Source organism: Haloarchaeobius litoreus (genome assembly GCF_024495425.1).
In the GTDB taxonomy this organism is placed as follows: domain Archaea; phylum Halobacteriota; class Halobacteria; order Halobacteriales; family Natrialbaceae; genus Haloarchaeobius; species Haloarchaeobius litoreus.
The window spans coordinates 314,852-329,680 of sequence record NZ_JANHJR010000001.1; the positions used below are offsets into that span (position 1 = coordinate 314,852).

Sequence of the window (14,829 nt, forward strand, 5' to 3'; positions counted from 1 at the left end):
CGCAGGGGCTGGACCAGATTCCACCCCGTACTCGCTGGCGGCTCTCCTACCGCTCGAACTCGACGCCCGTCACCTCGAACCGGAGGCCGCCGTCGGGCACCTCTTCGAGCTGCACCGTCCAGTCGTGCGCCGTCGCTATCTCGTGGACGATGCCGAGGCCGAGGCCCGTGCCGTCGTCCTTGCTGGAGTAGCCGGTGTCGAACAGCCGTTCGGGCGCGACGTCGACGTCGTGCAGTCCGACCCCGTCGTCCTCGACGACGAAGCCGTCCTCGGTCGACTCGACGCGCACGCGGACGTCGTCGCCGCCGTGCTCGACGGCGTTCCGGAAGAGGTTCTCGAACAGCTGTCCCAGTCGGCTCCAGTCGGCCAGCACGATGCCCGAGGTGTCGTTGACGAGCGTCGCCCCGCCAGTCTCGACGTTGTTCCACGACTGCGAGACGAGCGCCGACACCGGCGTCGGCTCCAGCTCCTCGGTCCGTTCACCCTCTCGGGCGAGGGTGAGCAGCTGCGTCGTGAGCCGGTCCATCCGGTCGAGGCTGCGCTCTATCTCGTCGAGGTGGTCGCTGTCGCAGTCCTCCCGGGCGAGCTGGAGGCTCGTCGTGGCGACGCTCAGCGGGTTCCGCAGGTCGTGCGAGACGACCGAGGCGAACTCCGCGAGCCGTTCGTTCTGGCGTTCGAGTTCCGCCTCGTGGCTGGCCCGTTCGGTCACGTCCCGGTAGAGCCAGATGTTCGCCTCCCCCTCGGGGTGGTCGTACGGGACGTACGTGCGTTCGAGCGTCCGCCCGTCCGCGAGTTCCACCTCCTCCCCCTGGACGGGTTCGCGTCGTTCGAGCAGCTCCGTGATGCGGGGGACGAACTCCTCGGTTTCGGCGAACCGGTCCGCGACGTGTCTGCCCGCGTCCTCGCAGTCCATCCCGACGAGCGCTGCAGTCTCGTACGGGATGTTCAAGAGATCACAGAGTCGCTCGTTGACGAGAAGAATCTCCCTGGATGCGTTCTCGATGAGCACGCCCTCGGGCATGTTCTCGACCAGCGTCTCGAGAACGGGGTCCGAGGATTCCAGGGAGCTGTCGGTCATGAGACACAGCTTCTACACGGAGCGGAATAACCGTTCCGTCCGGTTCGGTGTCCCGTTACTCGTAGTCGTCCTCGTCGTCGCTCTCGACCGCGCCGGCGAGGTGGTCCTTGCTCACCCAGCCGACGGCGAGGCCGAGCGCGATGGCGAACCCGAGCGCGAACGCCTGGATGATGGGGAACGCGATGCCGCCCGCCCCCGTCGAGGACGCCAGCGCGCCGAAACCGACCGCGATGGCGATGATGTAGACGAACACCTGGACGGCCGCGCCGAACAGCGAGCCCACCTGTCCGTCGCCGAGGTCGGAGTCGGCCATGCGGTCCTCGACGAGGTCCGCGAGCCAGAAGCCGAGTGCCACCACGATGGCTGCGATGATGGCGGTGGGGAGGAACTCGACCGCGCCGTTGAACGCTGCGGCGAGCCGGCCGATGCCCAGTTCCTGCATCACCAGCAGGCCGACGAGCAGGTAGATGTACAGGGTCGCGAACTGGCCGAGCAGCCGGCTCAGGTCACCGGGAAGTAACTCACCGAGGGGCGAGTCCTCGGCCATCTCGTCCAGCCCCATCCGTCGCGTGACCTTCACGACGGTCCCGGAGACGAACTTCGCGACGAGGAAGCCGACGACCAGGTAGATGAGGGCGTACACCAGGTTCGGTGCGATCCCCTGGAAGTCGGTGATGATTCGGGATAACACGTTGTCCAGCCACCGGATGAGGGGCGTCGGCGTGATCTCGAAGTTGCTCTGGAGCGAAATCACGCTGACCACCCAGCTGCGGTCGATACGGTACGAACGTCGCCACACCACGTACTGCCTTGAGCTATCATGGCCCGTTCGGGGTGTCGTAAGAACAGTAACTAAAGTTTCCGGACAAGATCAGACTGAGACAGAGTCGCCCCACCCGCAAGAACAAGTATGAAGGCGCTGCCGAGCAACGTTCCGAACGCAATGTCAAAAGAAGTCCACAGCGTCTCCGAGGAAGGGTTCAGCACCGAGAACACAATCCGCGACTTCGAGACGACAGTCGACGCGACCGGCGAGGCCGCGCCCGACACACTCGAGGCGCTGCTCGCCGCCTACGCCTCCTGCTACGTCCCCGCGCTGCGCGTCGGCGCGGAGCAGCGCCAGGCCGGCGACCTCGGCCGCATCGAGATCGACTCGACGGGCGAGCTCAACGACGACGACAAGCTCGCGTCCGTCCACTTCGACATCAAGGTCGCGGGAGACATCGGCGACAAGGGCGACGCCATCGCCGAGCGCGCCCACGAGCTGTGCAAGGTCGGCGACGCCGTGAAGAGTGAGCTGGTCGCGGACGTCGACATCGAAGGCGACGCGTTCTGAGACCGGTTCCGTCGCGGTTTCTCTCGCCCGTCTCAGCCGTCGGTGTTCGGTCGTGGGAGGGCGGTGAACGAGCGCTCCACGACCTCGAACGGGTCGTAGACGGACTGGTGACAGGCGCAGTAGCTCTTGTTCGCAGCGCCGAACTTCGGGGCGTCACTGCTGTCCTTGAATCCCGGGATACAGCAGAAGTGGGTACACTTGTTGAGGAAGGCGATGAACCCGTCGACCGTGCTCTCGGCGAGCCACTCGCTCTCCTCGGCGGCGCGCTCGACGCGCGTGCTGCGGATGACCTGGATGGGGAGCGTCTCCTCGCTGTCGACGTCCTGTGACCGCCAGGTGCAGTTCGCGGGCTTGCCGTAGCCGTCCTCGCCGATGCCGTTGCCCCACTCCGCGTAGTCGTCGAACTGGTCGACGTGGACGCGCTCGCCGATGCTGGTCTCCGAACTCTGCCAGTCGAGGCGGGTGTTCGCGCTGTAGCGCATGTAGTTGTCGTGGTCGCCGTCGGGCTGGACGTTCTGGAACGTCTGGCAGCCGCAGTACTGGAACCACTGGGTGGAGTACGTCACGCCACCGAGCTCCGTCTCGGCGACGGTGATCGTGGTGCCGTCCTCGAGTTCGCGCTCTTCGGCCTCGGGCCAGATGCCCTTCAGGTAGCCGTCGTCGTCGAGTTCGAGCGGGATCTGTGGGAGGCCACGGGGGGCGGGGCCGTCGGTGTTCTTCGCCGCGCGGTAGGTGACCGTCCCGCCACCGGTTCCCGCGCCCGTGGTCGTCGCCTCGATGGCGGCACCGCCTGCGGTCGAGATGGCGGCCATCGCTGCACCGCCCGCGACACCTTTGACGAACCGTCGTCGGTCGCTCTCCGTAGGGTACTTGTCTGTATCCATGGGGGACCAGTCGAAGATGAGTCAGAGGAGGGACATATACGGGTCGCGCGTTCCTACCGGCTGTCAACTGGAGAAACGTTCTTGTGGGGCCCTGCCAAGACGTGCGCGCGAGCGCAATCCTGATACGGGTGCTCACGAAAGGTCGTGACATGGACAACCGCTGGACGGACCAGGTCGTCGGCGAACGGATGACGGTCGACAAGGAGTTCACGCAGGACGTGCTGAACTCCGAGTTCACCAATCAGGAGTGGGACCTCATCATGAGCGCGGTGGAGTTCGAGATCGAGAACCCCGACTCGCCCGAGGAGGCACGCATCGTGGCGAACACCGAGAAGGTGGCGACAATCGTTCCCGAACTCGACGACATCAACGCCCAGATGCAGGCGATGGGCGGCGCGCCCGGCGGCGGGTCACGCAACCGCGGCAACGGCGGCGGCATCGTCGACTCCGTCAAGTCCGCGCTGGGCATGGGGGGCGGCGACGGGGACGGCGACCCCGACCAGGAGCGCATCGAGGCGGCGAGCGAGCTCGCGGCGCGCTACGGCGAGGAGCTACAGGAACACCTGGAGTCGAAGGGTCGCTGGGCGGAGATCTGTGCGGTCGCGGCGCGGTCACCGGCCGCCGACGAGAACTAGCCGTCGCCCGACCGGAACATCGTCAGTTCCTCCGCCTCGTAGATGTTCATCAGCTCCGTGACGAGCTCGTCGTAGCTCTCGTCGTCGACCCGGAGGCTGTCGAGCCGCTCCACGGTCTCCTCGCTGAGTTCTACCTCTGGCATACGATACCATACGCCGTCCCGGATGAAAACGCTTGCTCAGACCCGGTCCAGTACGGCGTCGCCCACGTCCTCGGTCGTCGCGTCGCCGCCGAGGTCCGGCGTGTGGGGTCCGTCGGCGAGCACGTCCTCCACGGCGGCACGGACGCGGTCGCCCTCGTCGTCGTAGCCGAGGTGTGAGAGGAGCATCGCGGCAGAGAGCAGCGTCGCCGCCGGGTTCGCGACGCCCTCGCCGGCGATGTCGGGGGCGCTCCCGTGGACCGGCTCGAACAGCCCGTTCTCGGGGCCGACGTTGGCCGACGGGAGCATGCCGAGCCCACCGACGAGGCCGGCGGCGAGGTCCGAGAGCACGTCGCCAGCGAGGTTCGGGCAGACGACAACCTTGAACTGCTCGGGGTCGAGGCAGACGTGGGTCGCGAACGCGTCCATCAGCACCTCCTCGGTCTCGACGCCGTGCTCGTCGGCGACCGCGACGACCGCGTCCCGGAACCGGCCGTCAGTCTCGCGCATCACGTTCGCCTTGTGCGCGACGTGGAAGCCGTCGAGGTCGCGCTCGTCGACGTACTCGCAGGCGAACTCGGCGAGACGCTCGGAGGCCGAGGTCGTGATGACGCGCGTGAGTGTCGAGAGGTCGTCGGAGAGTCGGTCCTCGTGCCCTGAATAGACGCCCTCGGTGTTCTCGCGTAGGAAGACGAGGTCGGTCTCGGGTCGAAGCGCGTCGACGCCCGGGTAGGCGCGTGCCGGGCGGACGTTGACGAACGAACCGACGGCCTCGCGGAGCGGGAGAACCACGTCGGCGGCGGTCTCGCCGGCCGCGCCGAAGATGGTCGCGTCCGATTCTGCGACGAGGTCGTAGGTCTCCTCGGGCAGCGCGGTGCCGGTCTCTGCCTTCGTCGCGTCGCCGGCCTCGCCGTGGACGAACTCGAACTCGCCGACAGCGTCGAGCACGTCGACGGCGACCGGGACGACCTCCTGGCCGATACCGTCGCCGGGGACGACGGCGATCTGGTCTGTCATGACGGTAGGCACTCGTCGTGCTCAAATCAGGATTCCGGAAGGGGCTACATCCGCCAGGGGGGCACCTCCGACTGTCCGACCCAAAGTTATTTATGCCTGGGGAAGAAATAATTACATGCAGGGGCGACGCGAATAGAAATCGGCAGTTTCTTGTATCAGTCTCCAGTAGCAACTGTTCCCGGCAGCGAGCCGGCACCGACGACAGGCCAGACATCCCGCTGACGACAGTGTACCGCCCGACGACGAGCGACAGCCACGTCGCTCGACGACCAGGTAACGCGACGCCGCCGCCCACATCACACATGCACGACACGACTCAGAACACGGTAGACGTTCCAGACGACCCGACCGAACTCGCCGAACGCGACGGCGTCGAGGAGGTCACCGACACGTTCACGCACGGAAACGAGGACCACTGCGAGGCCGACTACGCCGGCCGCGCCATCGTCGGCGTCACGAACGACGACGGCGAACTGCTGCTCGTCACCGACCGTGCGGAGGGGCGGGCGGTCCTCCCCAGTCCGAAGGTCGAGTACGACGGCGACTGGACCGCCGCGGCACGCGACGAACTCGCCGACATCGCCGAGATGGAGGTCCGCATCACCGGCGTCGAGCGCGTCCGTCATGCCGAACACGTCATCGAGGGCGACGACGAGGTCTTCGACGAGACCACGCACGTCGTCCTCGCCGCCGAACCCGTCGCCGACGCCCCCGAGCTCCCCGACCTGGCCGCCGAACACTGGTCGCTCGAGTGGCACGATAGCTACCCATCGGACCTGTTCGAGGACGGGCAGCCGGAGGCCGAGGACGTCCGGCTGTTCCTCGACTGACCCCAACAGCCCTCCCCTGTTCGCCGAACCCCAGCCAGCACCGCCGACGACCGCCCCACCACCAGCCTCAGCCATGTCAGAACTCCCACCACAGGACCCGAGCACAGCCGACGACCAGCGAGACACCGACACCGGCGGTGCGCTCGCCATCCACGCCCCGCCGGAGAGCGCGAACGACGAGACGATTCCGGTCGAGGTGACCGGCCTCACCCCCGGCGAGCAGGTCACGTTCACGGCCGAACTGTGCGCCCACGACGGCGTCACCTGGCGCTCCGAGGCGACGTTCACCGCCGACGAAGACGGCACCGTCGCGCTCGCCGTACACGCGCCCGACGACGGGAGCTACGACGGCGTCGAACCGATGGGCTGGTACTGGTCCATGACCGCGGCCGACGACGGGACGCGCTTCCCCGCCGTCAGCGACGAGCCGACCGTCGAGGTCGAGCTCCGGGCGACTGCCGGCGACCGGTCCGCCAGCCGGACCATCACCCGGCAGGTGTACGACGGCGGCGTGACCGCCCACCCGGTCGACCACGACGACGTGGTCGGGACTCTCTACGAACCACCGGGCGAGGGACCCCACCCGGCCGTCCTCGACCTTCACGGGTCCGCGGGCCGGCTCTCCGACTCGACCGCGAAGGCACTCGCGAACGAGGGGTACGCCACGCTCGCCATCGACTACTTCGGTGAGGGCGAACCCATCCCCGACGAGCACCGACGGGTCCCGCTCTCGTACTTCGACACCGCGGTCGACTGGCTGGGCGACCAGCCGGGCGTCCGCGAGGGCCCGGTCGGTCTCGTCGGCGCGTCCCGCGGCGCCGAACTCGCGCTCCTGCTCGGTGCGCGCCGGGACTGGGTCGGCGCGGTGGTCTCCTACGCCGGCAGCGCAATCATGTGGGACACGCCCTCGGGCGAACCCGCCTGGACCGACGACGGCGAGCCCGTCCCCCACGTCGTCGCCGACCCGGCCCCCGGCGCATCCGTCGAGAAAGGACTCACCGACGAGCAGGTCGAGCGCGCGACGGTCCACGTCGATGAGACGGACGGTCCCGTGCTCCTGCTCTCCGGCGGTGACGACGAGGTCTGGCAGTCGCGGTACCTGTCGAATATCGCCATGGACCGACTGACGGAGGTCGACTTCCCGCACCGCTTCGCCCACCACACCTACGACGGCGTCGGCCACTTCATCGGCCGCCCGTACTGCCCGATGACCGGCGTCGGGCCCGCCGACCGGGCGAAGGCGACCGCCCACGCCGCAGCCGACTCCTGGCCGCGCGCGAAGGCGTTCCTCGCGGACGGACTCGGAAAGACCGACGAACCGGGAGAACAGTAGCCGCTCAGGCCGCGTCGTCGACGTACGGCAGACTCGCGGCCGTCTTCTCGACCTCGCCCGCGTTCGCCTTCATCAGCGCCGTGGTGTCCCAGACGCCCTCGACGAGCGCCTTGCGCTGGGCGTCGTCGACGGTCACGTCGACGGTGGTGTCGCCGTAGGTGACCGTCTCGTTAGCGACGTCGACGTCGATGTCGCCGTCGGGATTGTCGTCGACCCAGTCCTGGATGGCCGTGACCGTCTCGGCGTCGGCCGTCACCGTCGGCACGCCGAGCGCGAGGCAGTTGCCCGCGAAGATCTCGGCGAACGACTCGCCGATGATGGCGTCGATGCCCCAGCGGACGAGCGCCTGCGGGGCGTGCTCGCGCGAGGAGCCACAGCCGAAGTTCGCGTTGACGACCATCACCGAGGCGTCGCGGAAGCGGTCCTCGTTCATCGGGTGCTCCTTCTCGTTGTCGTCGCCGTCGAACCGCTGGTCGAAAAAGGAGAACTGGCCGAGCCCGTCGAACGTGACGACCTTCATGAACCGTGCCGGGATGATCTGGTCGGTGTCGATGTCGTTCCCCCGGACCGGGATGCCGGAGCCGGAGACGTGTTCGACGGTCTCGGCGGGTCCGTCAGTCATCGACGACCACCTCCGCGGTCTCGACGTCGCGGACGTCGGTCACTTCGCCCTCGATGGCGGCGGCGGCGACCATCCGGGGGTTCATCAGGACGGTGCGGCCGTCCTTGCTGCCCTGGCGGCCGACGAAGTTCCGGTTGGAGGAGGAGGCACAGGCCTCGTCGCCCTCCAGCTGGTCCTCGTTCATGCCGAGGCACATCGAGCAGCCGGCGTTTCGCCAGTCGAAGCCGGCCGCCTCGAAGGTCTCGCGCAGGCCCTCCTCCTCGGCGGCGCGTGCGACGCGCTGGCTGCCGGGGACGACCATCGCGCGGACGTCCGGGTGGACCTCGCGGCCCTCGACGACGCGTGCGGCGCGGCGCAGGTCCGGCAAGCGTGCGTTCGTACACGAGCCGAGGAACGCCACGTCGATGGGGTACCCGTCCATCGTCTCGCCGGGCTCGACGCGCATGTGCTCCTGGGCGCGCCGGGCGGTGTCCTGCTTGTCGGCGGGCAGGTCCTCCGGGGCCGGGATCGGCTGGGTGACGCCGACACCCTGACTGGGCGTCGTGCCCCAGGTGACCACCGGCTCCAGCTCGCTCCCGTCGATGGTGACCACGTCGTCGTACTCGGCGTCGTCGTCGCTGGCGACGGACTCCCAGTACGGCTTCAACTGGTCGAACGTTTCGGGGTTCTTCTGGAAGTACTCGGTCTCTCTGAGCCACTCGTAGGTGGTCTCGTCGGGGTTGACGTAGCCCGCGCGGGCACCGCCCTCGATGCTCATGTTGCAGATGGACATCCGCCCCTCCATGTCGAGGTTCTCGATAGCCTCGCCGGCGTACTCGTAGACGTAGCCGACGCCGCCGTCGGTGCCGAGCCGGCGGATGATCTCGAGGATGACGTCCTTCGCGCCGACGCCGTCGGGCAGCTCGCCCGTGACCTCGATCTTCCGGACGTCCTTCTTCTCCATGGCGACGGTGCCCGTCGCGAGCACGTCGCGGATCTGGCTGGTGCCGATACCGAACGCGAGCGCGCCGAACGCGCCGTGAGTCGAGGTGTGGCTGTCGCCACAGACGATGGTCTTGCCGGGCTGGGTGAGCCCCTGCTCCGGCCCGATGACGTGGACGATGCCCTGGTTCCCCGACCCGGGGTCGGAGAACTCGATGCCCGCCTCGCGGACGTTCTCCTCGAGCTCGCTCATCATCCGCTCGGCCGCGTCGTCGGCGTACGGCCGCGACTGGTCTGCCGTCGGGACGATGTGGTCGACGGTCGCGTGCGTGAGTTCGGGATACGCGACCTCCATGTCGCGCTCGCGGAGCATCCCGAACGCCTGCGGGCTCGTCACCTCGTGGATGAGGTGCAGGCCCACGAACAGCTGCGTCTGGCCGGTCGGGAGCTCGGTGACGGTGTGGCGGTCCCAGACCTTGTCGTAGAGCGTGCCCTCGGACATCAGTTCTCGTCCCGTTCGCTGTACTCGCCCCCGCGCTCGAAGACGCGGTTGGCGGCGTCGTCTGTCGTCCGGTGGCGTACGTCGGCCATCACGTCGCGGTCGTCGGTCGACTCGGTCTCGTCGGCCGACTCGTCCTCGTCGGTGGCGTCGGTCGACTCGGACGGGTCGTCCTCCTCGGGTTCGGCGTCGAACGGCTCGGCCCGCTCGTCCTCGCGCGCCGGGTCGCGGCCGCCGTCAGCGACGACGGTGACGCCGTGTTCGAACACCTGCCCCATGCTCTCGCCGGTTTGCGGGTTGGTGTGGCTCACGTGGGCCATCGTGGTGCGGTTCTCGGTCGGTCGGGGTCGGTCGGTGGTGCGTTCGGTCATTGTCAGTCGTCCGCCTGTGGCGGGGTCGCGTCCTGTTCGTCGGTCGGTGCGTCGTCGGCCCACGCGAACAGGCCGCGCAGCTCCTCGCCGACGTCCTCGATGTCGTGGGCTTTCTCGGCCTTCCGGAGCTGGTCGTAGCTCGGGCGGCCGGCCTGGTTCTCGGTGATCCACTCGCGGGCGAAGGTGCCGTCCTGCACGGCCTCGAGCACCTCCTCCATGTTCTCGCGGGCGTGCTCGTCGACGACGACGTCGCCGCGGGTCAGCCCGCCGTACTCAGCGGTGTCCGACACCGAGTCCCACATCTCGCCGAGCCCACCCTCGTACATCAGGTCGACGATGAGCTTCATCTCGTTCATGCACTCGAAGTACGCCATCTCGGGGCTGTAGCCCGCGTCGACGAGCGTCTCGTAGCCCTGCTTGATGAGCGAGGTGACGCCGCCACAGAGGACGGCCTGCTCGCCGAACAGGTCGGTCTCGGTCTCCTCGCGGAACGTCGTCTCGACGACGCCCGCGCGGGTGCAGCCGATGGCCTGTGCGTACGCGAGCGCCTCCTGTGTCGCCTCGCCCGTCGCGTTCTGGTACACCGCGAGCAGGCCGGGCGTGCCCTCGCCGCGCTCGTAGTTCCGCCGGACGATGTGGCCCGGCGACTTCGGCGCGATCATCGTCACGTCGACGCCCTCGGCGGGGCGGATCTGGTTGTAGTGGACGTTGAAGCCGTGGGCGAACTGGAGCGTGTCGCCGGGGTCGAGGACCGGTTCGATCTCCTCGTACACCGTCGGCTGGACGGTGTCGGGGACGAGCACCGACACGATGTCGGCGGCCTCGGCCGCGTCGCGTGGCGTCTCGACCTGGAGGCCGTCGGCCTCGGCGGCATCGCGGGAACTGGAGTCCTCGCGCAGGCCGACGACCACGTCGACCCCGCTCTCGGCGAGGTTCTGTGCGTGGGCGTGGCCCTGGCTGCCGTAGCCGAGTACGGCGACGGTCTTCCCGTCGATGTAGCTCGCGTCGGCGTCGTCGTCGGTGTACACTGTCGTCGTCGTGGAGTCGTCTGTCGTCATTGGTTGGTGGATTGCGGGGTGGTGTCGTCGGTGGTCGATTCTGTGCCGCGAGCGAGCGCGGCCGTGCCGGTCCGGGTGACCTCGCGGACGCCGAAGCGCTCGAACGTCTCGACGGCCGCGGCGATCTTCTGGCGGCTCCCGGTGATCTCGACGGTGACCGTCTCCGGGCAGGCGTCGACGGTCTTCGCGTCGTACATCTCCGCGACGGCGGAGACCTGGTCGGGGTGTTCCGCCTCGACCTTCACGAGCGCCAGCTCGCGGTTGATGGCGTTCTCGGGCAGCTCCTTGACGGAGATGACCGGGATCTGCTTCCTGAGCTGCTTCTCGAGCTGGTCGATGCCGGGGTCGGACTCCTCGGTCACGACCGTGATTCGGGCGCGGGAGTCGTCCTCGGTCGGGCCGACGGTCAGGCTCTCGATGTTGAACTGCCGTCGGCTGAACAGCCCGGAGACCTTCGAGAGGACGCCGGGCTCGTGCTCGACGAGCACCGAGATAACGGCACGGCGCGTCGCCGGTTCGGCCTCGACCTCGGGGTCGATGCGGATGCCCTGTGCGTTCCGTCGGCCCTCGGGTGTCTGCCGCTCGTCGGGAGCGGGCCCGGACAGTCCGGAGCTCACAGGTGGTCCTCCGCCAGCGCGAACTGGCCGTTGTCGCCGCCGCTCGGGACCATCGGGTAGACGTTCTCCTCGGGGTCGACGTGGCAGTCGAGGACGGCAGGACCGTCGTACTCGAGCGCCTCGGTGATGGCGTCGGCGACGTCGTCGTAGTCGGCGACGGTGATGCCCTTCGCGCCGAAGCCCTCCGCGAGGGTGGCGAAGTCGGGGCACCAGTGGTACTCCGAGGCCATCCGTCGGCGGTCGTAGAACGCGTCCTGCCACTGGCGGACCATCCCGATGTGCTCGTTGTTCAGCACGACGACCGTGATGTCGAGGTTCTCGCGGACCGCGACCGACAGCTCCTGCATCGTCATCAGGAACGAGCCGTCGCCCTCGAAGGAAATGACCTGCGTGTCGGGGGCGGCGACCTTCGCGCCGATGGCGGCGGGGACGCCGTAGCCCATCGTCCCCAGCCCGTGGCTGGAGACCCAGGTTCGGGGCTGGGTGTAGGTCCAGTACTGCACCGCCCACATCTGGTGCTGGCCGACGCCGGTCGTGACGATGGCGTCGTCGTCGGTCGCCTCGTCGAACGCCTCGACGACGAACTGCGGCTTCAGCGGCTCGTCGTCGGGCGTCGCGTAGTCCATCGGGTACTCGGACTTCCACTGCTGGCAGGTCGCGCGCCACTTCTTCGTCTCGGGCGCGGCGCGCATCGCCTCGTCCAGCTGCGTGACGACCGTCGCGGCGTCGCCGACGAGCGGGTAGTCCGCCTCGATGTTCTTGCTGATCTCGGCCGGGTCGATGTCGACGTGGACGACCTCGGCGTCGGGCGCGAACGTCTCGATGCCGCCGGTCAGGCGGTCGTCGAAGCGGCAGCCGACCGCGACGAGGCAGTCGGTGTGGGTGATGGCCATGTTGGCGTAGCCGGTGCCGTGCATGCCCGCCATCTCGAGTGCCAGCTCGTGGTCCTCGGGGAACGCGCCGACGGCCGGCATCGTCGTGGTCACCGGGACGTCGTAGGTCTTTGCGAACGCGCGGACCTCCTCGCTGGCGTCGCCCTTGATGACGCCGCCGCCGACGAGCAGCAGCGGCCGGTTCGCGGACTCGATGGTGTCCGCCGCCTCGCGGATCGCGGACGGGTCGGCGCGCTCGGTCACCTGGTAGGTGTCCGGCGTGGTCGGCGGGCCGGGCTCGCGGTCGGTCTCGGCCTGGGTGACGTCCTTCGGCAGGTCGACGAGCGTCGGGCCGGGGCGGCCCGAGGCGGCGAGGCCGAACGCCTCGCTCACGTCGTCGCCGACGGTGTCCGCGCCGCTGGCGAAGTAGTTCGTCTTCGTGATGGGCGCGGTGACGCCGGTGGTGTCGGTCTCCTGGAAGGCGTCGTTGCCGACGAAGTCGGTCGGGACCTGCCCGGTCAGTGCGACGACCGGGTCCGAGTCCATCGAGGCGTCGGCGATGCCGGTGACGAGGTTCGTCGCCCCGGGGCCGGACGTGGCCATGCAGACGCCGGGTTCGCCCGAGACGATGCCGTAGGCGTCGGCCGCGTGGGCCGCGCCCTGCTCGTGGGCCATCGTCACGTGCGTGACGGCCTCGGAGTCGTAGAGGGCGTCGTAGACGGGCATGATCGCGCCGCCCTGGACGCCGAAGCAGTACTCGACGCCGGCGTTCTCCAGCGCCTCCACGACGGAGGTCGCGCCGGTGCGCGGTCGTTCCGGCTCCTCGTCGTCTGTCGGTGTCGTCTCACCTGTCGCTCCGTCCGTGGGTGCGGTACTCGCTCGTTCGCTCATGGGCTCGGACCGTCGAACGGTGTTGTGGTCGTGGGTCGATACCGGTGGTCACCCTGGGCTGGCGGGCGACGGCTGGCTGCGGTTCGTGGCTGTGTGCGTGTGTCGGCGGTGTGCATCGGTGTCGTACGGACGCTCGGCTGTGGGTCTGGAGTCGGTGCAGAAACGGTCGGTGGAGGGGTGATGTGAGGGGCTAGGCGGCCCCTACAATACCGAGAATCCGTACGACGGCGCGACCGCTGTCGAGGGGCAGCCCCTGGACAGACGGTCTGCGTCTCATTACCAGAGACGTAGGGTGAGCACGATATATAAACGTTGGCGGTCGTGCAGACCTTGCCGCCGGACGGCATCAGACCGACACCTCCTCCTGCTCCTCGCGCTTCTCGACGCCGACATCGCGGGCGAACTCGCGTACCGTCGACGCGGTGACCCGCTCCTTCTCGGCCCCGCGGTCCTTCACCTTCCGGGTGACCGCACGGACCTCGCTCTCGGTCGGGTCGTAGCCCGCTTCGACCAGGTGCTCGCGGACGGCGTTGACGCCCGTGTGCTTGCCGAGCACCAGCTCGCGGGTCGCGCCGACCATCTCGGGGGTCATCACGCCCGGTTCGAACGTGTCGCTGTTCTCGATGACGCCGGCCGCGTGGATGCCGGACTCGTGGCTGAAGGCGTTGTCGCCGACGACCGGCTTGTTCGCCGGCACCGGCATGTCCGAGCGCGCCTCGACCAGCTTGCTCAGTTCGGTGATGCGCGTCGTGTCGATGCCGGTGTCCGTCTGGTACACCGACTCGACGGCCATCACGAACTCCTCGTAGGCGGCGTTGCCGGCGCGCTCGCCGATGCCGTTCACCGAGACCTGTGCCTGCTCGGCACCCGCCTCGATGCCCGACAGCGCGTTCGCGGTCGCCAGACCGAAGTCGTCGTGGGTGTGGACGTCGATGCGTGCGTCCGTGTGGTCGGTCACCCTGTCGATGAGGTCGTAGAAGCGCCGCGGCGTGGCGACCCCGCAGGTGTCCGGCACGTTGATCCAGTCGGTGCCCGCCTCGGTGACGGCCTCGACCATCTCGATCAGGAACGCCCCGTCGGTGCGTGTGGCGTCCATGGGCGAGAACATGCAGTCGACCCCGGCGTCTTTCACCTGCTGGACGGAGTCGATCGCTCGTTCTTTGACCTGTTCCCTCGTAGCGTGCATCGAGTCCTCGATCTGGACGTCGGAGGTGCTGACGAAGACGTGGACCATGTCCACGCCGGCGTCGATGGCGGCCTCCACGTCCTTGTCGACGACGCGGGCCAGGCCCGCGGTCGTCGCGTCGGTGTGACGGGCGATATCGGAGACAGCTTCGAACTCCGCGTCGGAGTTGACGGGGAACCCGGCCTCGATGACGTGGGTGCCCATCTCGTCCAGCACGGCCGCTATCTCGCGTTTGTCCTCGTAGGAGAACGACGTCCTCGGGGACTGCTCGCCGTCCCGCAGTGTGGTGTCGAAAACTCGTGCAGCGTCGAACTCGTCAGTTACGTCCAGGGTGCCCTGGAAGAACTCGACCGCCCTGACGGGTGTCAGAGCGAGTGTCGTTGTGAGACATCGTACCCGTTCCGAGGTGCGAACTCCTATATAAGCCTGGTGCTGTGACAGACGGTCGTTCCGCGGAAATCACGTGTTATAATCCGTGACGTTCGCGAAAACCCGCAGCGGGCGTCGGCTACAGTCGGATAATGATTCCTAGTATTGTT

16 protein-coding genes are annotated in these 14,829 nt (G+C 68.3%); 4 read left to right on the plus strand and 12 right to left on the minus strand.

Going from position 1 to position 14,829, the window contains the following annotated elements; all coding sequences use genetic code 11:
* Positions 1 to 46 precede the first annotated feature (46 nt).
* Positions 47 to 1,078, minus strand: a complete 1,032-nt coding sequence (locus NOW55_RS01670) for a PAS domain-containing sensor histidine kinase (RefSeq protein WP_256398316.1) — start codon at positions 1,076 to 1,078, stop codon at positions 47 to 49.
* Between the two features lie 55 nt (positions 1,079 to 1,133).
* Positions 1,134 to 1,832, minus strand: coding sequence for a mechanosensitive ion channel family protein (locus tag NOW55_RS01675; RefSeq protein WP_256398317.1), 699 nt, complete (start codon positions 1,830 to 1,832; stop codon positions 1,134 to 1,136).
* A gap of 189 nt (positions 1,833 to 2,021) precedes the next feature.
* On the opposite strand from NOW55_RS01675, the gene NOW55_RS01680 reads away from it, so the two are divergent.
* Positions 2,022 to 2,414 carry an OsmC family protein gene (locus NOW55_RS01680; RefSeq protein ID WP_256398318.1) on the plus strand — a complete coding sequence of 131 codons (393 nt, stop codon included), beginning with the start codon at positions 2,022 to 2,024 and terminating at the stop codon, positions 2,412 to 2,414.
* 32 nt (positions 2,415 to 2,446) lie between these two features.
* On the opposite strand, the gene NOW55_RS01685 is transcribed toward NOW55_RS01680, so the two are convergent.
* Positions 2,447 to 3,298: a ubiquinol-cytochrome c reductase iron-sulfur subunit gene (locus NOW55_RS01685; protein ID WP_256398319.1), complete on the minus strand. Its 852-nt coding sequence runs from the start codon at positions 3,296 to 3,298 to the stop codon at positions 2,447 to 2,449.
* Between the two features lie 149 nt (positions 3,299 to 3,447).
* On the opposite strand from NOW55_RS01685, the gene NOW55_RS01690 reads away from it, so the two are divergent.
* Entirely contained in the window at positions 3,448 to 3,933 is a 486-nt protein-coding gene (locus NOW55_RS01690) for a DUF5799 family protein (RefSeq protein ID WP_256398320.1), read from the plus strand.
* On the opposite strand, the gene NOW55_RS01695 is transcribed toward NOW55_RS01690, so the two are convergent.
* A complete protein-coding gene (locus tag NOW55_RS01695) occupies positions 3,930 to 4,076 on the minus strand; it encodes a DUF7557 family protein (protein WP_256398321.1) in 147 nt (48 codons plus the stop codon). The two genes, NOW55_RS01690 and NOW55_RS01695, sit on opposite strands and share 4 nt — an antisense overlap.
* A 36-nt stretch (positions 4,077 to 4,112) precedes the next feature.
* Positions 4,113 to 5,090 (minus strand): 3-isopropylmalate dehydrogenase, encoded by a 978-nt coding sequence (gene leuB / locus NOW55_RS01700; RefSeq protein ID WP_256398322.1) that lies wholly within the window; start codon positions 5,088 to 5,090, stop codon positions 4,113 to 4,115.
* 302 nt (positions 5,091 to 5,392) lie between these two features.
* Between leuB and NOW55_RS01705 the strand changes: the two genes are divergently transcribed.
* Both NOW55_RS01705 and NOW55_RS01710 read left to right on the plus strand, forming a co-directional pair.
* On the plus strand, positions 5,393 to 5,920 hold the full coding sequence (locus NOW55_RS01705) for a hypothetical protein (RefSeq protein WP_256398323.1): 528 nt from the start codon (positions 5,393 to 5,395) through the stop codon (positions 5,918 to 5,920).
* A 73-nt stretch (positions 5,921 to 5,993) separates the two neighbouring features.
* Positions 5,994 to 7,253 (plus strand): acyl-CoA thioesterase/bile acid-CoA:amino acid N-acyltransferase family protein, encoded by a 1,260-nt coding sequence (locus tag NOW55_RS01710; protein ID WP_256398324.1) that lies wholly within the window; start codon positions 5,994 to 5,996, stop codon positions 7,251 to 7,253.
* Positions 7,254 to 7,257: 4 nt separating this feature from the next.
* Here the strand turns inward: NOW55_RS01710 and leuD are convergent, their stop codons facing one another.
* From leuD to NOW55_RS01745, 7 genes are all read right to left on the minus strand, one after another.
* On the minus strand, positions 7,258 to 7,875 hold the full coding sequence (gene leuD / locus NOW55_RS01715; RefSeq protein ID WP_256398325.1) for a 3-isopropylmalate dehydratase small subunit: 618 nt from the start codon (positions 7,873 to 7,875) through the stop codon (positions 7,258 to 7,260).
* Complete coding sequence (leuC, locus tag NOW55_RS01720; protein ID WP_256398326.1) at positions 7,868 to 9,298, minus strand: 3-isopropylmalate dehydratase large subunit; 1,431 nt, start codon at positions 9,296 to 9,298, stop codon at positions 7,868 to 7,870. Before leuC ends, leuD begins: the two co-directional genes overlap by 8 nt.
* Entirely contained in the window at positions 9,298 to 9,666 is a 369-nt protein-coding gene (locus NOW55_RS01725) for a DUF7989 family protein (protein WP_256398327.1), read from the minus strand. Before NOW55_RS01725 ends, leuC begins: the two co-directional genes overlap by 1 nt.
* Before the next feature lie 2 nt (positions 9,667 to 9,668).
* Positions 9,669 to 10,724, minus strand: coding sequence for a ketol-acid reductoisomerase (gene ilvC / locus NOW55_RS01730; RefSeq protein ID WP_256398328.1), 1,056 nt, complete (start codon positions 10,722 to 10,724; stop codon positions 9,669 to 9,671).
* Entirely contained in the window at positions 10,721 to 11,341 is a 621-nt protein-coding gene (gene ilvN / locus NOW55_RS01735) for an acetolactate synthase small subunit (RefSeq protein WP_256398329.1), read from the minus strand. Before ilvN ends, ilvC begins: the two co-directional genes overlap by 4 nt.
* Positions 11,338 to 13,104 (minus strand): biosynthetic-type acetolactate synthase large subunit, encoded by a 1,767-nt coding sequence (gene ilvB, locus NOW55_RS01740; RefSeq protein ID WP_256398330.1) that lies wholly within the window; start codon positions 13,102 to 13,104, stop codon positions 11,338 to 11,340. The genes ilvN and ilvB overlap by 4 nt, the downstream gene beginning before the upstream one ends.
* A 346-nt stretch (positions 13,105 to 13,450) precedes the next feature.
* Entirely contained in the window at positions 13,451 to 14,731 is a 1,281-nt protein-coding gene (locus tag NOW55_RS01745) for a LeuA family protein (protein WP_390293333.1), read from the minus strand.
* Positions 14,732 to 14,829 lie beyond the last annotated feature (98 nt).